Here is an 18,656-nt window from a genome sequence, read left to right as displayed (position 1 = left end):
GCGCGCAAATGACGGCGGCGCAGAGCGGAGCGTCGCCGGGCGAGGAACGCGCGCGGCAGACCCGACGCGCGCGCGGGTTGAACGTTTGATCGCTTCGCGCTTCAAGGGCGCGCGGCCGCCGTCCTGCGGCCGTTCTCCCAGAGCGATCCCATGCAGCCCCGCGCCCCCGCCGCCATTCCCAGCCGCATCCTCGTTCCCCTGATCGTGGCCTGCGCGCTGTTCATGGAGAACCTCGACTCGACGGTGCTCTCGACGGCGTTGCCCGTGATCGCGCGCGAGCTGAACGAGAGCCCGATCGACCTGAAGCTCGCCCTGACCTCCTACCTGCTGAGCCTCGCGGTGTTCATCCCGGTCTCGGGCTGGCTTGCGGATCGGCTCGGCGCGCGGCTCGTGTTCCGCACCGCGATCGCGGTGTTCGCGCTCGGCTCGGCGCTCGCCGGGCTGTCGAGTTCGATGGCCGAGATCGTGGGCTCACGGATCGTGCAGGGGCTCGGCGGCGCCATGATGGTGCCGGTCGGGCGGCTCGTGATTCTGCGCACCGTTCCGAAGTCCGAGCTCGTCGGCTCGCTCGCCTGGCTGACCATCCCCGCGCTGATCGGGCCGGTCGTCGGGCCGCCGGTCGGCGGCTTCATCACGACCTATTTCTCCTGGCGGTGGATCTTCTGGATCAATCTCCCCATCGCCGCGGTCGGTTTCGTGCTCGCCACGCTCTACATCCCCGACGTGAAGGCGGAGGAGCGCACGCCGTTCGACGCGCTCGGCTTCGTGCTGTCGGGCTTCGGGCTCGCGGCCTTCGTGACCGGCTCGACGACGCTCGGCCTCGACGTGCTGCCGAAGCCGCTGGTGGTCGCGATCTTCCTCGCGGGCTGCGCTTCGCTGACGGCCTACCTGTTCCATGCCCGGCGCGCCGAACACCCTATCCTCGACCTCGAGCTTTTCCGAATCCCGACGTTCCGGATCGCGATCCTCGGAGGCTCGCTGTTCCGCATCGGCATCGGCGCGGCGCCCTTCCTGCTGCCGCTGATGCTGCAGATCGGCTTCGGCCTCACCGCGTTCGAATCCGGGCTTCTCACCTTCGCCTCGGCGCTCGGAGCGCTGTTCATGAAGTTCGCGGCGAAGCCAATCCTGCAACGCTTCGGCTTCCGCGCGACGCTGACCGCGAACGCTCTCATCGCCGCGACGTTCATGACGGCGCCCGCGCTGTTCACGCCGACGACGCCGACGCTGGTGATGCTCGCCGCGCTGCTGGTCGGCGGCTTTTTCCGGTCGCTGGAGTTCACGGGCGTCAACGCGCTGGGCTACGCCGACATCGATCAGGCGCGCATGAGCCGCGCCACCAGCCTGACGAGCGTCGCGCAGCAGGTGTCGCTGTCCTTTGGCGTGACCTCCGGCGCCATGGCGCTCGAAGGCGCGATGGCTTGGCGCGGCGGCCACGAGCTCGCGGCGGCCGACTTCCCCACGGCGTTCCTGCTGATAGGCGTCATCTCGGCGACGGCGGCGCTCATTTTCGCCAGGCTGTCGCCCGACGCCGGCGACGAGGTCTCCGGCCACCGCCCGCCGGCCCCCGATCCGGTCTCCGCAGCGCGCGACCGCGGCTGAACGCTCAGCCCGCGGCCCGCGGCGCCCCGTCCTCGTCGAGCGTCACCACGTCCCAAGCGGTCGGGTCGCTCATCAGCGCCGCCAGAAGCGCGTAGTTGTGCTCGTGGCCGGGATGGGCGGCCGTCACGCGCCCGAGCAGGGGGAGGCCTGCGAGCGCGAGGTCTCCGACGAGGTCGAGCGCGCGGTGGCGCACCGGCTCGTCCGGCATGCGCAGGCCGCCGATCGCAGTGTTCTTCCAGAGCGCCGCGGTGTTCTTCGTGGTGGCGCCGCGCAGCAACGGCTCGCCGAACGGCCAGAGACCGCGAATCTTCGCCGGGATCGTCCAGGTGACCCGGCCGAAGCTGCGGGACGGCGCGAGCTCACGCTCGAAGGTTTCCGGCGTCACCGGCCCGCACCAGTCCAGCGGGCCGAAATGGTTGAGCTCGATGTGGACCGACAGGAGATGCGCGTCGGCCGGCTCGATCCTGAGCCGCCGCATGCCGTTGACGTGCTCGACGGGTTTTAGCGCCCGCAGGTAGCGCCGGGGCGCGTCGTGTTCGACGCGGCCAGCAGTGCGGATCAGCGCGCACCACGGCGCTGCGCTGCCGTCGAAGATCGGAAGCTCCTCGCCCGCGATCTCGACGACGGCGTCGTCGATCCGCATCGCCGTCAGCGCCGCAAGCAGATGCTCGACGGTGCGCACCAGGGGGCCCTCGCCCACCTGCAGCGCGGTGCACAGCGGGCGGGACCGACGGTTGGTCCAGAGCGCTGGAATCTCGGCGACCCTTGATCCAGCGGCGCGGCGGAAGACGATCCCCTGCCCGGCCGCGGCCGGCGTGACGCGCACCTCGGAGCGGACGCCGGTGTGGATGCCCTCGCCCGCGCATTCGAACGCGGCGCCGAGCGTCGCGGCGCTTCGCGGCAGGCCGAACGCCGTCATCGGCTCACGCCTCTGGGAACGCCGTCGGCGGCGTAAAAGGGAACCAATGCGGAGCTGAGGGGATTGGCCGTGCGAGACGGGCGCCGACCTCGGCGCTGCAACGCTCTAAGCTGACAGGAGGCCACCGATGATCCGTCCTCTCCCCATGCTGCTCGCCGGAGCGCTCGCGGTCGCGCCGCTCGCCGCGCTGGCCCAGACGCCTGAGACGCCCAAGGCCGAGGCGCCGAAGGCCGAGACCTACGAGATCCAGGGCAAGGACGGCAAGAAGATCGGCGACCTCAGCCTGACCGCCGCGCCTAAGGGCGTGCTGATGGACGTCGCGATCGTCGCGGGAGGCTTGCCCGCGGGCAAGCACGGCATGCACTTCCACGCCACCGGCGACTGCTCCGACGTCGGCGAATACAAGAAGTCCGGCTCTCACGCCGGCCACGCCGAGGGCAAGCACGGCCTGCTCAACCCGAACGGCCCCGAGCCCGGAGACCTGCCGAACCTGATCGTGCTATCGGACGGCTCGGCCCAAGCCGCCCTTTACACCGGCCTGATCAAGCTCGACGAGCTTAAGGACGCCGACGGCAGCGCCTTCATCATCCACGCCGAGAAAGACGACCACATCTCGCAGCCGATCGGCGGCGCGGGCGCCCGGATCGCCTGCGCGGCGGTGAAGTAGGAGCGGCGACTGCGGGCGCCAGCTGAACAACGGGCGCGCTAACCTAGACCCCGCCGCTTTTTCTGAAGGTCCTCGCGTCATGCCCCGGATAAACCGGGGCATGACGCTCAGTCCCCTTCCGCCTCCGTCTTCTCGTGGCTTCGCCCACGGAAGCCGGTGGCCATGACGTAGAGCTCCGACGAGTCCTTGCGGCTCGCCGGCGGCTTAACGTGCTGCACCTTGGCGAAATCGCGCTTCAGCGCGGCCAGCAGATCGCCTTCCGTTCCGCCTTGGAACACCTTCGCCAGGAAGGCGCCCCCGGGCGCGAGGATCTCGCTCGCGAAGGCCGCCGCGGCCTCGACGAGGCCGATGATCCGCAGGTGATCGGTGCGCTGGTGGCCGACGGTGTTAGCCGCCATGTCAGACAAAACGACGTCGGCCTTGCCGCCGAGCCTCGCCTTCAAGTTGTCAGGCGCGGCGTCGTCGAGGAAGTCGAGCACCATGAAATCGACGCCGGGGATGGGCTCCATTTCAAGGAGATCGATCGCGACGATCTTGCCCCGGCCCTCGGCCGCGCCGATGCGGGCCGCGGCGATCTGACTCCAGCCGCCTGGAGCCGCTCCGAGATCGACGATCTTCTGCCCCGGTTTCAGCAGGCGATGCCGGTCGTCGATCTCCAGCAGTTTGAACGCCGCCCGGGAGCGGTATCCATCCCGTTTCGCCGCCTGCACGTAGGGGTCGTTCAGCTGCCGGTTGAGCCACAGCGTCGAGGCGTGGCTGCGCTTGCGCGCGGTGTGGACGCGCACCCCCATGCTGCGGGCGCCGCCGCCCCCGCCGCCCGAGCCGCCCTTGCCGGCGCCGCTCTTGCCGGACCCGCCGCCCTTGCCGCCGCCTTTGCCCGCGACGCTCATCCGCGGCGACCCCGCCGGCGGGAGCCGCGACGGCGCCAGACGCCGTCTTCGCGCATCAACTCCACGAGTATTCCTTCTCTTAACCCCCGGTCGGCGACGCGCAGCCGCGCCACGGGAAAGGCGCGCCGGATGCCCTCGAGCACCGCGCAGCCCGCGAGCACGAGGTCCGCGCGGTCGGGTCCGATGCAGGGGTTCTGGCAGCGCTGGTCGTACGACATCTCGCGCAGCGATTCGACGACGCGGGTGACGTCGGTCGACGCCATCCACTGCCCGTCCACCAGCCTCCGCTCGTAGCGCGGCAAGCCGAGATGCACGCCGGCGATGGTGGTGACGGTGCCGGAGGTGCCGAGCAGGTGCACGTCGCTGAGCGAGGCCGCAAGCGTCTCGCGCTCGGGGAAGGACTCGAGCAGCCGCCCGACCTCTCCCACCATGTTTTCGAACACATCGGTCGTGACCTTCACGCCGCCGTAGCGCTCAGCCAGCGTGACGACGCCGACCGGCAGCGACACCCAGGCCCGCATCGCCAAGGCGCCGGGCCCGCCGCCACGCTTGCGCTCGAGCCACACAACCTCGGACGAGCCGCCGCCGATGTCGAACAGAATGACGCCGCCGGCGGCGGGATCCGCGAGCGAGGCGCAGCCGGCGGCCGCGAGGCGCGCCTCAGTCGCCCGATCGATGATCTCGAGATCGAGCCCGGTCTCGTCATGGACCCGCTTAAGGAACGTCTCGCCGTTGTCCGCCTGGCGGCACGCCTCGGTCGTGATCAGACGGGCGCGAGACACCCCGCGCGCGGTCATCTTATCGCGGCAGACTCCGAGCGCCGAGACCGCGCGGGTGATCGCCTCGTCGCACAGCCGACCGGTGTGGGCGAGGCCCTCTCCCAGGCGCACGATGCGCGAGAAGCTGTCGACAACGCGGAACCCGCCGTCGCGGTCCGGGCGGGCGACAAGCAAACGGCAGTTGTTCGTGCCGAGATCAAGCGCGGCGTAGACCGGCGTCGCTGGCCTGACGGCGTCGTCCACCGTCGCCGGCCGTCCGGTCGTTCGTTCTGCGCCGCCGAGCGACGCGACCTGCTCGGCCACCAAATCCGTCCTTCGGGCCGCCTCCAGCCTGGAGCGACGCCCCTGGCGAGTCGTGGCCGCTGTTGAGCACCCTCGTTGAGCTCAAGCATAGCAGTCGATCACAGCCCCGCAAGGCGAAGGCCTGGACCGACCGCCGACGCCCGAGGATCCGACGAAAGTCTAGGGGCGCCGGTCCGCCTTCGTGGTCAGCCGCCCAACAGACTCGGATACCTTCTCCCACGCAAACGTGAAGAACGACGGCCGGCGCGCCCGCGACCGGCCGCGAACCGTTAAAGGGGGAGCCACCGCTTATGTGGTCTCAAGTCTACGACCCGTTCGGCAACGCGGTCATCTCGACGATCGTCGCCGCCATTCCGATCGTCGTGCTGCTGGCCGGCATCGGCGTCTTCCATATGAAGGCGCACACCGCGGCGCTCGCCGGCCTGGCCGCCGCGCTGCTGATCGCCGTGTTCGCGCACGGCATGCCGGCCGACAAGGCGGGCATGACGGCGCTCTACGGCGCAGCCTACGGCCTGCTCCCGATCGGCTGGATCATCCTCAACATCATCTTTCTCTACCAACTCACGAACGAGAAAGGCTATTTCAAGATCCTGCAGGACTCGATCGCGGGCATCACCGATGACCGCCGGCTGCAGCTTCTGCTGATCGCCTTCTCCTTCGGAGCCTTCTTCGAAGGCGCGGCCGGCTTCGGCACGCCCGTCGCTGTCACCGGCGCGATCCTGATCGGCCTCGGCTTCTCGCCGCTCGCCGCCTCCGGTCTTTCGCTGATCGCGAACACCGCGCCCGTCGCTTTCGGCGCGCTCGGCACGCCCGTGATCGCGCTCGCCGCCGTCACCGGGCTCCCGCTGCTCGACCTGTCGGCGATGATCGGCCGCCAGCTGCCGTTCTTCTCGATCCTCGTACCGTTCTGGTTGATCGCAGCCTTCGCCGGCTTCCGCGGCATGGCGCAGATCTGGCCGGCGATCCTGATCGCGGGCGTGACCTTCGCTATCCCGCAGTATCTCGTCTCGAACTACCACGGCCCGTGGCTGGTCGACGTCGTGGCGGCGATCGCCTCGATCCTGGCGCTCACGCTGTTCCTGCGCGTCTGGAAGCCGCGGCAGATTTGGACCTCGGCCGACGGCGCGGCGCCGGCGCTCGCCGGCGGCGGCGGTTCGATCGGCCGGGCCGGCGGCGGCGGTGGCGCGCATGTGGCGCCCACGCATCCGCGCGGCGACGTCGTCAAGGCCTGGATCCCCTGGCTGATTCTCTCCGTGGTGGTGTTCTGCTGGGGCATCCCGCAGGTGAAGGCGTTCCTCGACGGAATCTCGATCCTGAAGTTCCCCGTCGCCCACGTCGACCAGCTGATCCAGCGCGTGCCCCCAGTGGTGCCTGCGCCGAAGCCGGAGGCCGCCGTCTACAACCTGAACTGGCTGTCGGCGACCGGCAGCGGCATCTTCCTGTCGTCGATCATCGCCGGCTTCGTGATGGGCTTCTCGCCCCTCGCGATGCTGAAGACCTACTGGAAGACGCTGGTTCTCGTGCGGTTCTCGCTGCTCACCATCGCGGCGATGCTCTCGCTCGGCTTCGTCACCCGCTACTCCGGCGTCGACGCCACGCTCGGCCTCGCCTTCGCGCAGACCGGCTGGCTCTACCCGTTCTTCGGCACGTTCCTGGGCTGGCTCGGCGTGGCGCTGACCGGCTCGGACACGTCCTCGAACGTGCTGTTCGGGTCCCTGCAGAAGATCTCGGCGGAGCAGCTCGGCCTGTCGCCGACGCTGATGGCCGCCGCGAACTCCTCGGGCGGCGTCATGGGCAAGATGATCGACGCCCAGTCTATCGTCGTCGCCTCGACCGCGACGCGCTGGTACGGCCACGAGGGCGACATCCTGCGCTACGTCTTCCTGCACTCGCTGGCGCTGGCGAGCCTGATGGGCCTCCTCATCATGGCGCAGGCCTATCTCCCGCCGTTCACGCACATGGTGATCGGCGCGCCCTGAGCCGCGACCCACGGCGTATCGCCCCGAAGCCCCGGCCGGCCTTGCGCCCGCCGGGGCTTTTCGTTTCGAGCGGTGGAATGACGCGCGGTTCGCGCGCCGAAGCTCTTTCCCGCGCGAAGCCCTTGCCCGCCCCGCCCGAACCCGCTAAAGGGGGCGCACCACGGCGACGCCCTCCTACCACGGGCGCTCGCAGCGCCCGCGCCTCGGCGACGGACCGCACGGTGGGGGATAGTTTAACGGTAGAACTACCGACTCTGACTCGGTCAGTCCTGGTTCGAATCCAGGTCCCCCAGCCACTTCTCCTAAGTCACTGAATTATAATGATTTTCAACCTGCGCTTTTGGGCTTGGTCGTAGCACTTTGCCGGGTGCTACGCGCGGAATGACGCGGGCTGTCATCGCTTGTATGTTCCGCCCCCGGACAATCGGACCACCCCGTGACAGCGGGCGGGCCGCCGTATCAGGGTTGGCGCAATGCCTGCACGCGTATTCGCTGAGATAGGCCGCGCATTCGTGGGGCTCACATTTGGCGGCATTCTCGCGTTTGTGCCGCAGGCCGTAGGGCATGCGATTTGGGCGGGGCGCGACGAGCTTGCGGCGGGCCTGCTGGCGATGACGGCCGCGCTGTTCGCGGCGCTTGTCGCTTGGCGCACGGTTCAATGGCAACTCGGCCGCGAAGAGCGCCAACGCGCGGACGACGCGGCGCGTGACCTTCAGGCCAAGCGGATAACGGTCTTCATCCAGATGGAAGCATTTCGGGACGACTGCGCCCGCTCAATCTTGTTTAACAAGGACGCCTACGAAGATTGGTCCCAACGCGGGAACGGGACTGGCATGGAAAAGATGCCAAAGCCCCCGGCTGCTCTAGGTGATTTCAGATTACTCTCAGAGATCGATCACGACGAAGCTTTCACCCTTTATGATTTCGGACGCCGCGTATCAAAGATCAACTACGATGCGTCGGATACCTGGAAGCACGAAGGGCCTTTGGGCGCCATGGGTCATATCGATGACCATGCGGCACGAATGGTTCTGGAAGCCGAAGCGTTCCTCGACCGTCTCGGAAAAAAAATCGGATGGAACCACGTTCCGCTGCCCGCGGATGTCTCTAAGACGATCAAAGACTTAATCCACCAGCGCGATACGTATCGAGCAGAGCGGGTGGAGCGTGTTCTAACGGAAGCAAAAACGCCCGCCGGTTAGGGCGGGCGTCTCTGTGAGATCAGACGGCTAGGTCTTCAAGCAATTGCTCAAGATCGTCCCTAGGCATTGCGGCCACCTGCTCTTGAACTGGGCGATGCGGAGGCTGCCCGACGTTCACGCCGAAGGCATCGGCCCGCTCATAGAGCCGATGCAGCCGGCGGCGGACCAACTGTCGGTCAAGCCGCTCCCGCCAGATCAGATCGTGGCGCGTATCGGTTGCCGGGAGATTGCCCCGCCGGGGCGCGAGAGCACGGGCCGCGTCGCGATAGACGCGTTCCGCGTGCGCACAAAGAAGCGCCTCGCGCATCGGCGGATCGCACTCGGTGAGGAACGCAGCGGTCGGAAGCGTCGCGCTCATAGGAACTGCTCCACGCTCCAAGGAAATTCGTAGGTGTCGATCTCCTGAAGTCCCTTGGGGTCAAACTCATCGAGGTCGTCCATGTCGATCTCGTCGAGCGGCTGATTGTCGAGTTCGTCGTGCCACGCTTGATATGCCTGCCCGCGCTCGCTTTCCTGCCAGCGATCCGATCGCTCGCCGATGTAGTATTCGATCGCCCCGGTCTGGTAGGCGAGCTGCTCGCGAAAGTTTGCCGCATTCAGGTTGTAGCGGTGAACAAATTCACGCACCCGGCCCTCGGGAAGCGCCTCGTCCTGAAGCGTGGTGATAAGCGAGTTGTGCTGCTCAATGAGCTGCTCGACCAATGCAGCAATTTCCTTGTCCATCTTCTTCATATCTGCCCTTTCAAGGCGCGAAGTGTCGTTCACGGGCAAAGAGGAATGGCTTCGCCCGTGTCTTTCAGTGCTTGGCTTTGCTTGATCCCCGCCGCTCGACGGGCTCGAAGTGACGATCTCAAACGAAGCGAGGAGACGCCACTAGGAAGTCATGGAACTTTTGCTTACCGGAGGTTGTGGCCGCTACACCATTGCGTCCACCGGCGCCGGCATGCTGACCGGCCGCTCGACATAGCCGCGCCGAAGCTCAATCTCGCGGTCGCGCGCTTCGTCTTCGATGATCGGGATCGCCATCCGAAGCGGAAAGATGCCGTGCTCGGCGAGCATGATTTTGATCTGATCTCGGTCGACGAAGCCGTGAATGGGATCGGGTTCAAGGTCCATGATCGCGTCGACGAGCGCATCGTAGCGGTCGTCGGCCTGATATTCCCTATGCATTGGCACTCGTTTTCCCCGATGTGCGGTTGACGCGACCCGTTTGAGACCGTTCGCGGTCTTCGTCAATTCTGCATCACATAAGCATAAATACGGATGCATCAATCAAATTTGATTGATCATTTGCTTCTCAATTACTTGAGAGGCGAGCGATTTAGACCGGTTTGATTTCGTTATAGCGAGCGGGTCGAGGCTGCGTCCGCGTCAGGCTGACGCAGGGCGAAGGCCGTCGGCGACCGGCCTCATGACAAGCTAGGAGCGCAGGCCCCAGAACGGACTCAGGCGGCCCGTGAGAGCCGTTCTTCGTTGAGGGCGGCATGGGGTAGCCGGAGGGCGTGGAATCGGCGCCCACGGCCACGCCTGAGTCACGTCGAGGCACGTCGGTGCCGGACGTTCCTCCGTCAGAGCTGGGCGCTTCATGACGCCGGGACGGGGATGACGGAAGGCCTGCACGGCGCCGGTGCGGGCGAGGGAAGCCCACAGGAGCCGGGACAGGGAACGAGCCTGCCCTTCCCGGCGACGAAACTGTTGAGCGAGGGCGACGGCTCAGCCGTCGCCAACCTTTCTTCTCTTCCTTCCTTTTTCTTCCTTCTCTTTCTTAACGGAAATCAGGACAGATTTCGGACAGCACCGATCCGTTGATCCTGTTAAGGAAACGGCGACCCACCGTCGCGCGTGCTGTCCGAAATCTGTCCGCCCGGCTTGCGCCAAGCCATCGCCCACCCTCGCTTTGGTGCTGTCCGAAATCTGTCCGCTACGGAAATATTCCTTGCCTATCTTCCAAATAGCCACTACGATTGTTGCGGTTAGATGAAAGGAACCCTCATGGCTAAATACACGTCTGCAAATGTCTCCCCGGAGGTCGGGGAACGCGCCCGCCGCCTCGCTCGTCACCGCGGCCTTCCGCTTGCCGCCTATCTCGCCGAGTTGATCGACGCCGATCACAAGGCGACCTTTGGCGAAGAGCCCGATCCCGGCGTCTTTATTGATCTCGACGCAGCCGGCGTGCCGACGCGGTTCGCGCTGCTGGACGGCTCGGGCATCGAAGTCCCGGCTTCGCTTGCCGCCGCCTTCGCTGTGAACGTCGAGAGGATCGCCACCAAGGGAGGTGCGCTCGCCGACCTGTCTGAGGACGGTGACTTCCTTACGATTGAGCGTCACGGCCCGGCGGTTGTGATCACGTCCGGCGACAAGCGTTGGAGTGTCGGCGTTCACCGCGCCCGGCAGATCGCACGCGAAATCTCAGACAAGGCCGCCATGCACCTGCCGAAGAAGGCCGCCTGATCAGTGACGTCCGGCTCGCCCGCCGATCCGTTTCTCGACAACCTCCTCGCCGATCTCAACCGGATCGGCGAAGAGGCTGATCGAGCGCAGCGCGCTCGCATTGATGCGATGGCGTCGCCGGGTGCTGTCCGAAATCTGTCCGGGGCTGAAGTCAACGCCGCGCTCGAAGAGACGGAAGAGCGCGACGCGCAGGAAGAGGCGAAGTCTGCTGTCTTCGACGCGCGGGCGACCCTCGATGGGGATCGCGAGGCGCGCCGCAAAAGGAAACACGCAGACGAGCGCGCCGACCGACGCGCCGCCGAGAAGGCCCGTGCTCCTAAGCCCTATGCTGCCCTCGCCGGGCGCGAGATGCTCATGGCCGGTCGCGTGAACACGGAGGCGAAGGCGCGCCGTATGCAGTTGATGCACGCTGCCGCGGCGAAGGGATGCTCGCAGTTCCTCGTCAAAACTAGAGGAAGCCAGATCGACATCGTGCGTGCGTGGGCGACGCGCGAGAGGCTTCGGATCGACACGAAGGACGAACCGAAGCCCAAGGACATCGCCGCCAAGATGCCATCGCTGGATCGGCTCGCGGGCGACGAAGACCGCGTCCGTCAGCTGCGGCGGCTGCTCGCCTACGCGGATCGCCTTGAAACGTCTGGCGTTTGGAAGCCCTTCGATCTGCTCGCCGATGGTGAGCAGATTAAGTCGCCCAAACGGGCGTGAGGTTATCGAGGTCGGGGAGCTGGCCTTCATGCATGGCGCGAAGCATCACGTCATGCGCGATGACAAATGAAGCATGGACGTCCTCAATAGCCGGCGACCGACCCGCATGCGCAGATTGGCCGCGAGACTCGTAGAGCCGCACGGTTTCATTATACAGGCGGTCGCCGTCGCTCTTCGATTGCCCGACGTAACGCCGCACCCCATCTGCAAGGCGCTTGGTCACGTCCCGGCGTCCCGGCCTGAGCATCGTTTCCACGGATGTCCAGATGGCGACCATCATTGCTGTCGTAGTGGGGAGCCACCAAATCCCGTCAAGCATGACGAAGGCTCTATAAGCGCTGTCATCTTTCAATATTAAGCTTGTCGGATCGAGAAACGTCCTTAGCAATTCTGCGTATTTTTCGTCGATTGTTACGCCGCCAAAGTGCCAGTGCGGCGTTCGCTCGAAGCCATAGATTGGATTATGTGCCTTGTGGGCTTCCCCTCCGCCCATAGAAACCGGAGCGATGGACGCGACGAAGACAGGCTGAGCGGCGAGAAGTCGGATAAGCGCCGCTACCATTCTGACGGTTTCGAGGCGCTCATAGGGAAGCGGTTTTGCGCCTGCTTCAAGGACGATCTCCGCCACGAAGTCTTCGGCTTCCCCTCGACCATGCACAACCGCCCACGGTGCTGGGTGCGGGCCGCGGTTCAACGGCGGCGGCGAGAAAGCCGCCATCGGCGCGCTAAAGACATGGGCAAAGGTCTTCTGAAGAAAGAGGCCTTCTTTGAGTTGGATAGGAGAGACGCTCAGCTCCACCCGACCCAAAGCGCCGAACAACGCCTCGTGGTCGAAATCCAACTTGCGGGGCGGTCTGAAAACTCGGGTGCCATCGAGCAAGCCCCGTAAGTCGTTCAATTCCTCACGGGTCATCGGTTGTGCGGCGTCGCTCATGCGCGCATTTCAGCGCCGTCCAGTCCTTGCGTCCAGCGCCTGCTTTGGCGCACTCGTCTAGCCGATTGGCAGAAATTCAGAATTGCGAGATACTGCCTGCGCCGATAGGCAGGAATCCTTGGGAAATGAACGATTGAGAGCCCCGCCATGCAATTCTATTTTTCTGAACCATTTTTGCTTGCTGATCGGTCATTTTTGGCTCATATGGTGATCTCCGCCTTGGTTGGGGGCCGGCGCGGATGGTGACGGAGCGCGAGTTTAAACGGTTCTCTGAGGAGATGCTAATGACAATGAGGCACAAAACTATGATCGTCGGCCTTCTGAAGAAGGATAGCGGCCGATTGACTGAAGCCGGCATAGCAATCATTCGCGAAGCGCATAAGGCTGGTTACAAAAACTCTGAGATTGCAGAGATGCTAGACATTGCCCCCTCTGCGGTTTCGTATCATCTCAAGTAATTTATACTTTTTTACCCAATCTTTTACTTTATGACATTAAATTTGACGGCTGGGCATTGCCCAGCCGTTTTCTTTTAGCGCCTGCTGACGTTCAACATATTTCCCGGCCGCATCTGAGTCCGCAACTCGCTTGCGACGATCCCGCGGACGTTGCCCTCGAACTCCTTGGAGATCCGGCGCGCCAGTTCGTCGTTCTGCTCAGGCGAGCCGCCGCCGCCGTTGACCGTGATCGGCGTCGAGATGTTCACCACCTGAGTGACCGCCTGCGACGCTCCACTGATCGGCTGGGGCGCGACAGGAGCCGGCAGCGGCATGACGCCCGCCGCCCCTGCCCCGCCGACGAGCCCGCCCGTAGCGAAGGCCGGCAGCTTGTCGGCGTTGATAGCCTCGATAAGCGGCCGATGCTTCTGCACCATGCGCTCGCGCACCACGAACTCGCCGTTGCTGACGCGAGCGACGATGCTGTCCGAGGTCCCGGTGCCCGGCCCCTTGATCTCGCCGCCGTCAGCGAAGCCGAGCACGGTGCCGAGGAAACCGAGGAAGCCGACCCCGCCCCCGCCGGCCGCGCCGCCGGTCGGCGCGGCGAACGCATTCTGGAAAATCTGCTTCAGGGCCATTTCGATCAATTGATCAGCAATCCGTCCGAGGGCGTTGGAGAACGCCTCGGCGGCGCTCACGCCGTTCCGCAGGTCGGAGATGATCCCGGTCGTGGCGTTCGCGCCCATATCGGCCAGTGTCTCGCGTGCGCGCTTCTCGGCTTCGGCGGACTGCTCAACCTTCTCCTGGGCGGTCTTCAGCGCATAGAGCTGCTGCACCTTCGTCTGGATTGCCTGCCCCTCGGCGCTGTTCAGCGACACGCCGGCCTGCTGAAGCGCCTGAAGAAGCGCCTGCTGCTGCGCCGTCTTGCCGAGTTGGTCGGCTTCGAGCCCAAGCGCCTCCGTCACGCGCTTCACGGCCGCCGCCTGCCGCTCGGACTCCTTCTCGGCGTCGGTGCGGTCGCCGGCCGCGACGCGGGTGCTGCTCGCCCGGCGATCGGCGTAGGCCAGCACGTCGCCGACCGACCGGCCGCCGCCGATGATCGTCGGATTGGCGTTCGCAGCGGCGTCGCCGAGCACGGCGCGCGCCGAGGCGCGGGGGTCGGCCTTCAGCGCCTTCACGGCACCGCCCGCGCCGAGGAAGTGCGCGAGGTGCAGATTGGCTTCCGTGACGGCGAGGCCGGCGTTGCGGAGCGCCGTGGCGTTCTCGGCGGCATAGGTCTCGATCAGCTTTTTCGAGATGTCCGCGTCCTTGCGCAGCTCGAGGATGGCGCTCTCGCCCATCGTGCGCGCTTCGGTCGGATACGCCTCCCGGAACAGGCGCAGCCACGTGTCCTTCACAAACTGCCCGACGCCGGTCGCCGAGCTGTTCGGGTTCTTGGCGTCCGCCTTGCCGCCGCTCTCGGCGGCGATGACGCGGCGAACGAACTGCGAGACGGCGTCGCCACTGGCGAAGGGACTCGCCTGCGACGCGCCCGCCACGGGCATGCCCTGCGGCGGCAGCGTGATGTCGTCGAGCTTGCCGGACGCCTCGCGCGCGGACTTGCCGAGCTTGTCGAGCGCGCCGATAGCGGTCGCGAAGCGCGAGCCGACAGCCCTGCCGACGTCCGCGCCTTCGCCCTGGGGGATGATCGTGATGCCCGCGGCGGCGGGATCGCCGCCAAACCAATCGTTCAGTTTGCGGAAGACGACGCTGTTGCCGATCGACGCGAGCCCGCCTTCGAGCATGCTGATGAAGCTGCCGACGCCCGAGGCCCAATCCTCGATATAGCCGGCGATCTCGACGACGCCGCTCTTGAAGTTGCCGCTGACGATGTCGACGAGCTTCTGAAACTTCCGGTCCAGCTCCACGGCTTTGTCGACCACGTCATCCTTGATCACGACGCCGGTCGCGCGGGCTTCCTCGCGCAGGCGCGTGAGCCCCGCCGCGCCCTGATCGACGAAGCGGACGAACTGCTCGCCGCCGGTGCCGCCGAACACTTCGTCGGCGACGCGGATGCGCGCCGCCTCGTCGAGCTGCTTCAGCCGCCCGATGATCTCGACGAACAGCGCCGCCGGGTCCTTCAGCTTCCGCTTGAGGTCTTCGGCGTTGTAGCCAAGGCGCTGGAACGCCTCCGCGCCCGAGCCCTTGCCCGTCAGAATGAACTCGTCGGCGCGAAGGTTCATCTCCTTCAGCCCGTCCGTAAGGGCGTCCACGGTGACGCCGGACTGACGGGCGGCGAAGGACAGCTCTTGGAACGCGGCCGTGCCGACGCCCGCGCGCTCGGCTTCGCGCTTCAGCTCGGCGACGGAGCTGATCGCGGTCTTCGCGGCGGCCGTGACGGCGGCGAGCCCGCCCGCCAGCGCGCCGGCCGCGAAGCCCTTGCCGAAGTCGATGCCCTTCGCGCCGATCGTCGCCAGCGCCTTGTTCGCGTTCTCGGCGGCGGCGCGGGTGTCGCCCTCGATCCGCTTGCGGGCGCTGCCGGCGTGGTCGCCCACCTCGCGGAAGTTCCTCCGCGCCGTGTCGTTCGCCTTCTTGAGCTGCTTTTCAAGCCCGTCAACGCGCGCTTCGACGAGGACGAGAAGGCGCTGTTCTTCCGTAGCCAATTCCTGATTTCCTTAGATCACGTAGAGACCGCGGCGGCGGTAGGGTGAGACGTGTTCCTCGCCGAGCGAGGCGCGATGGACGGCCATCCACGCGGCGAACGCGCCGTCGATCCGCTCACGGGATTTGCCCTTGTGCATGGTCCGAAGGCCGGTCGAGCCGGTGTAGATTTGGATGTTGTCGAAGCACCACCGCAGGACGGGATGTCCGCCGTGGCGCAGGTTGCCGCCGAGAATGGCGCGCTCGATCGTGGCGAGTCCGGCGCTCTGCGACCTCGGGTCCAGCGGCATTTCGCGGACGGGAAGCCGGGCGTCGAGCAGCGGGGTCATGACGGGCATGGCGTGGGCGCGATCGAAGGCGATCTCCTTCACGTCGAAGCGACGGCAGAGGTCGCGGATGCACGCCTCGACGGCGCGATAATCTACGACGCTGCCTTCGGTCGGCGTCAGGAAGCCGTCGTCGGCCCACGTCGGATAGGGCACGCGGTCGTTCTCGGCGCGGGCGCGCAGGTTGTCCGCCGGGCAAAAGAAGTGCGGGAGGACGGTGAAGCGCTCGCCGTCGCGGAACGCCGCGACGACGGCCGTGAGGTCGGTCGTGGTGCTCATATCGACGCCGATCCAGCACGGCGCGCCCTTCAGCGCCGCGACGTCGATCGCCTCCGCGCCCTCGTCGTAAACCTGCATGTCCACGAAGGGGTCGGTCTGGCTATCAAGCCAGACGTTGAGCTTGAGCTGACGGAAGCTCTCGCGCTCGGCGGCGCTACGCTCGGCGCGGGCGGCGGCCCGGCGCATGCCGTCTAGGCTCGGATAGCCGTGCGCGAGGCCGGGGTTCACGCGATGCCAAAGGGCCTCGTCGCGGAAGTCGTCGTCGCGGTGCGCCTCGAACAGGATCGGTAGCAGCGAGGGGTCGTCCAGCTCGCCGCGCGCGACGGCGCGGGCGCGCTCGATCTCTTCCCATGCCGTGTTCGTCTGTCCCCGGCCTGCGGTCGTGGCGACGACGAGCAGCGTGTCGTCGGTCTTGTCGAGGCCGGTGCGCATGGCCTCCCAGAGCAGCCGGTTTGGCCAGACGTGCAATTCGTCGGCGAGCACGAAGCTCGGCGTCTTGCCGTGCTGCGCGGCGGCGTCACTGGAGATGACGCGCAGGGTCGAGCCCTTTGCCGGGAAGTCGATCTTCTTCGCCGAGTTGAAGGCGTCATAGATGCGGACGGCCTTCGCGACGCGCGGGTCTTCCCGCACGATGCCCTTCGCCTCGTCGAAGCCGATGCCCGCCTGCGCACGGTCGACGGCCGCGAAGATCGCCTCGCCGCCGGACACGGCCTCGGGTCCGATCGTGTGCAGCAGGGCGAGCGCCGCCGACAGCGACGTCTTACGGTTCCCGCGCGGCAGCAGGAGGAACACTTCCTTCACGACGCGCAGGCCGGCGGCGTCGCGCGGCCCATAGATGCGCCGGATGATTCGCTCTTGCCATGCGTCGAGCTGGAACGCCCGGCCCTTCATCGGCGACTTGGGGTGTTTCAGTCGGCGCAGGAACTCGACGGCGCGCTCGCCATGCCCGAGCGGATCGGGAATGTCGCTGCCGTCGTAAATCCACGCGGGATAGGTGCTTTTCGGCCGCGTCATCGGACGTTCAACGGCGAGTCGTCGTCGGCCGGCGCGTCGGTGCGCACGGTCGGACGGGACCGGGAGACGGGCGTAAGGCCAAGCTCGGCGGCGCAAAGGCGCGCGGTCGTCATGGCGGCGTTCATCATGCCGAAGGCCGGATGGCGCTTCGGCCCGTCGCTCGTCTCGATGATCAGCCCGTCGCGCGAGATGGCGCGCTGCGCTTCGCGGACGACGCCGGTCGACGTCGCGTAGCTTTCCAGCGTTCCGAGGTCGGCTTCGGTGAGGATGTCGCGCTCGACGAGGATCGGGGCGACGCGCCGCCATTCCGCTTTTGCGTCGGCAGACAGCCAGGTTGGCGCACGCGGGACGGCGGCGACGGCTGCGGTGCCGGCGACCACGGTCGCAGGCTTTCTGCCCCTCACGACAGGCCCCGCACGGTGCAACGCACCTCATGCCCGCCGCGACGGCCAAGCTCCTTGATCTCTACGACGTCGAGGGTCCGCCCCTCATGAACAATGCGGTGCGCGACCGTCAGGCCGGGCAGGAAGCGCATGCGGAAGACGAACGACGTCACGGCGGCGACCCCGGACGCCTCGACGCTCTCGCTGGCGGTCTGCTCGACGAGCTGGCCGCGCATCGCCTTCACGGTCTCCCACTGCCCGGCGGCCTCGCCGAGGTCGTTCGTGACGACGCCCGCAAGGCGCTGGATCGTCAGCCGCTCGCGCAGCGCGCCCGCCCTCATGACTGCGCCACCACGTCGAAGGCGACGACGGCGCGCACGGTGTCCTTCGCGGCGTCGCGGGTGACGTGCTGTCCGGCAATCTTGGCGCGGCAGTGCCGCAGGCCCGGCACGCGCCAGATGCCAACGGGCAGCGCCGCGCGGATGGCGGCGGCGATCGTCTTGGCCTCGCCGGTGCCGGCGCTCGCGCTCCACACGACGACGTCGAAGCTGACGAGGTCGTGGAAGCTCTCGTCGAGGTCGGCCGGGAAGCTGGCGCTCTCGCCGAGGCGGATCGCCGGGAAGCGTTCGGGGCGGCCGTGCTCGTCGGCGATGTTCGTCGCCGGCACGAGCGAGGTCACACCGGGCGCGGACCTGAGCGCGGCGACAACGTGCCGTTGAAGGGCGAGCTCGGCGCTCACGGGCGGCCCCACAGGCCGCGGATGATCTTGCCCGCCTCGCGGGTGATGCGGCGGCGGTTGCGCTGGAAGCGGATGCGCATCGCCGGCAGCAGGAACTTGTTCGGCTGCTGGTGCTGCGTGCCAAGCTCCTGCGCGAAGGCGTAGTCGTAAGACCCGTCCTGCCCATCCTCGACGGGCTTCGTGGTCGCTGCGCCGCCGGCCACAATGGCGCGGGACAGCTCATGGCGGCCGGACTCGACGCGGATCGTGCTGGCAAGGGTGCCGTCGTCGCCGGGCGAGAGCGTCTTGGCGGACGCCGCGACTTCGGCGGCGGCCTTGTCGAGGGTTGGTTGAAGGCCGGTTTTCAGCTCCTTCGGGATCGAAAGAAGGCGCTTTTCGAGCTTCGCGAGCTGCTGATCGATGCTCGCCAT

General features: G+C 66.8%; 20 protein-coding genes and 1 tRNA gene. 8 read left to right on the top strand and 13 right to left on the bottom strand.

The window, feature by feature from the left end:
* Positions 1–150: 150 nt before the first annotated feature.
* The gene (locus tag METY_RS08835) at positions 151–1,599 is read left to right on the top strand and encodes an MFS transporter (RefSeq protein WP_103121021.1); all 1,449 of its coding nucleotides are present in this window, start codon (positions 151–153) and stop codon (positions 1,597–1,599) included.
* Positions 1,600–1,603: 4 nt separating this feature from the next.
* Here METY_RS08835 and METY_RS08830 read toward each other — a convergent pair whose 3' ends face one another.
* Entirely contained in the window at positions 1,604–2,518 is a 915-nt protein-coding gene (locus tag METY_RS08830; protein WP_103121020.1) for a UDP-3-O-acyl-N-acetylglucosamine deacetylase, read from the bottom strand.
* A gap of 127 nt (positions 2,519–2,645) precedes the next feature.
* Between METY_RS08830 and METY_RS08825 the strand changes: the two genes are divergently transcribed.
* Positions 2,646–3,185: a superoxide dismutase family protein gene (locus METY_RS08825; protein WP_103121019.1), complete on the top strand. Its 540-nt coding sequence runs from the start codon at positions 2,646–2,648 to the stop codon at positions 3,183–3,185.
* Between the two features lie 107 nt (positions 3,186–3,292).
* Here the strand turns inward: METY_RS08825 and METY_RS08820 are convergent, their stop codons facing one another.
* Together METY_RS08820 and METY_RS08815 are read right to left on the bottom strand one after the other, a co-directional pair.
* Complete coding sequence (locus METY_RS08820; protein ID WP_200819634.1) at positions 3,293–4,075, bottom strand: RlmE family RNA methyltransferase; 783 nt, start codon at positions 4,073–4,075, stop codon at positions 3,293–3,295.
* Positions 4,072–5,160: a Ppx/GppA phosphatase family protein gene (locus METY_RS08815; protein WP_103121018.1), complete on the bottom strand. Its 1,089-nt coding sequence runs from the start codon at positions 5,158–5,160 to the stop codon at positions 4,072–4,074. Before METY_RS08815 ends, METY_RS08820 begins: the two co-directional genes overlap by 4 nt.
* Positions 5,161–5,447: 287 nt before the next feature.
* Between METY_RS08815 and METY_RS08810 the strand changes: the two genes are divergently transcribed.
* From METY_RS08810 to METY_RS08800, 3 genes are all read left to right on the top strand, one after another.
* On the top strand, positions 5,448–7,136 hold the full coding sequence (locus tag METY_RS08810) for an L-lactate permease (RefSeq protein WP_103121017.1): 1,689 nt from the start codon (positions 5,448–5,450) through the stop codon (positions 7,134–7,136).
* A gap of 222 nt (positions 7,137–7,358) precedes the next feature.
* Positions 7,359–7,432: transfer RNA gene (locus METY_RS08805), tRNA-Gln, on the top strand.
* Positions 7,433–7,609: 177 nt separating this feature from the next.
* Entirely contained in the window at positions 7,610–8,338 is a 729-nt protein-coding gene (locus METY_RS08800; protein ID WP_146035698.1) for a hypothetical protein, read from the top strand.
* Between the two features lie 19 nt (positions 8,339–8,357).
* On the opposite strand, the gene METY_RS08795 is transcribed toward METY_RS08800, so the two are convergent.
* From METY_RS08795 to METY_RS08785, 3 genes are all read right to left on the bottom strand, one after another.
* Complete coding sequence (locus METY_RS08795; protein WP_103121015.1) at positions 8,358–8,696, bottom strand: hypothetical protein; 339 nt, start codon at positions 8,694–8,696, stop codon at positions 8,358–8,360.
* Entirely contained in the window at positions 8,693–9,070 is a 378-nt protein-coding gene (locus tag METY_RS08790; protein WP_103121014.1) for a hypothetical protein, read from the bottom strand. The genes METY_RS08795 and METY_RS08790 overlap by 4 nt, the downstream gene beginning before the upstream one ends.
* Before the next feature lie 183 nt (positions 9,071–9,253).
* Positions 9,254–9,574 carry a hypothetical protein gene (locus METY_RS08785; RefSeq protein ID WP_146035697.1) on the bottom strand — a complete coding sequence of 107 codons (321 nt, stop codon included), beginning with the start codon at positions 9,572–9,574 and terminating at the stop codon, positions 9,254–9,256.
* Between the two features lie 741 nt (positions 9,575–10,315).
* On the opposite strand from METY_RS08785, the gene METY_RS08780 reads away from it, so the two are divergent.
* A complete protein-coding gene (locus METY_RS08780; protein ID WP_146035696.1) occupies positions 10,316–10,789 on the top strand; it encodes a hypothetical protein in 474 nt (157 codons plus the stop codon).
* 3 nt (positions 10,790–10,792) lie between these two features.
* Positions 10,793–11,494 (top strand): hypothetical protein, encoded by a 702-nt coding sequence (locus METY_RS20845; RefSeq protein ID WP_146035695.1) that lies wholly within the window; start codon positions 10,793–10,795, stop codon positions 11,492–11,494.
* Here METY_RS20845 and METY_RS20840 read toward each other — a convergent pair.
* On the bottom strand, positions 11,472–12,428 hold the full coding sequence (locus METY_RS20840; RefSeq protein WP_146035694.1) for a hypothetical protein: 957 nt from the start codon (positions 12,426–12,428) through the stop codon (positions 11,472–11,474). The two genes, METY_RS20845 and METY_RS20840, sit on opposite strands and share 23 nt — an antisense overlap.
* A gap of 239 nt (positions 12,429–12,667) precedes the next feature.
* On the opposite strand from METY_RS20840, the gene METY_RS21770 reads away from it, so the two are divergent.
* Complete coding sequence (locus METY_RS21770) at positions 12,668–12,886, top strand: ArsR family transcriptional regulator (RefSeq protein ID WP_146035693.1); 219 nt, start codon at positions 12,668–12,670, stop codon at positions 12,884–12,886.
* A 74-nt stretch (positions 12,887–12,960) separates the two neighbouring features.
* Here the strand turns inward: METY_RS21770 and METY_RS08755 are convergent, their stop codons facing one another.
* Genes METY_RS08755 through METY_RS08730 form a run of 6 tightly spaced genes read right to left on the bottom strand, consistent with a single transcriptional unit; the run spans position 12,961 to position 18,656 of the window.
* Positions 12,961–15,507, bottom strand: a complete 2,547-nt coding sequence (locus METY_RS08755; protein WP_103121007.1) for a hypothetical protein — start codon at positions 15,505–15,507, stop codon at positions 12,961–12,963.
* A gap of 12 nt (positions 15,508–15,519) precedes the next feature.
* Complete coding sequence (locus tag METY_RS08750) at positions 15,520–17,124, bottom strand: terminase large subunit (protein WP_103121006.1); 1,605 nt, start codon at positions 17,122–17,124, stop codon at positions 15,520–15,522.
* The gene (locus tag METY_RS08745; RefSeq protein WP_103121005.1) at positions 17,121–17,528 is read right to left on the bottom strand and encodes a phage terminase small subunit P27 family; all 408 of its coding nucleotides are present in this window, start codon (positions 17,526–17,528) and stop codon (positions 17,121–17,123) included. The genes METY_RS08750 and METY_RS08745 overlap by 4 nt, the downstream gene beginning before the upstream one ends.
* Positions 17,525–17,848 (bottom strand): head-tail adaptor protein, encoded by a 324-nt coding sequence (locus METY_RS08740; RefSeq protein WP_103121004.1) that lies wholly within the window; start codon positions 17,846–17,848, stop codon positions 17,525–17,527. Before METY_RS08740 ends, METY_RS08745 begins: the two co-directional genes overlap by 4 nt.
* Entirely contained in the window at positions 17,845–18,246 is a 402-nt protein-coding gene (locus tag METY_RS08735; RefSeq protein ID WP_160147330.1) for a DUF3168 domain-containing protein, read from the bottom strand. The genes METY_RS08740 and METY_RS08735 overlap by 4 nt, the downstream gene beginning before the upstream one ends.
* Positions 18,243–18,656 carry an HK97-gp10 family putative phage morphogenesis protein gene (locus METY_RS08730; protein WP_103121002.1) on the bottom strand — a complete coding sequence of 138 codons (414 nt, stop codon included), beginning with the start codon at positions 18,654–18,656 and terminating at the stop codon, positions 18,243–18,245. Before METY_RS08730 ends, METY_RS08735 begins: the two co-directional genes overlap by 4 nt.

Origin of the sequence: Methylopila sp. Yamaguchi (assembly GCF_002897035.1) — a bacterium.
Lineage (GTDB): Bacteria > Pseudomonadota > Alphaproteobacteria > Rhizobiales > Methylopilaceae > Methylopila.
This window is presented reverse-complemented; position numbering and strand designations above follow the sequence as displayed.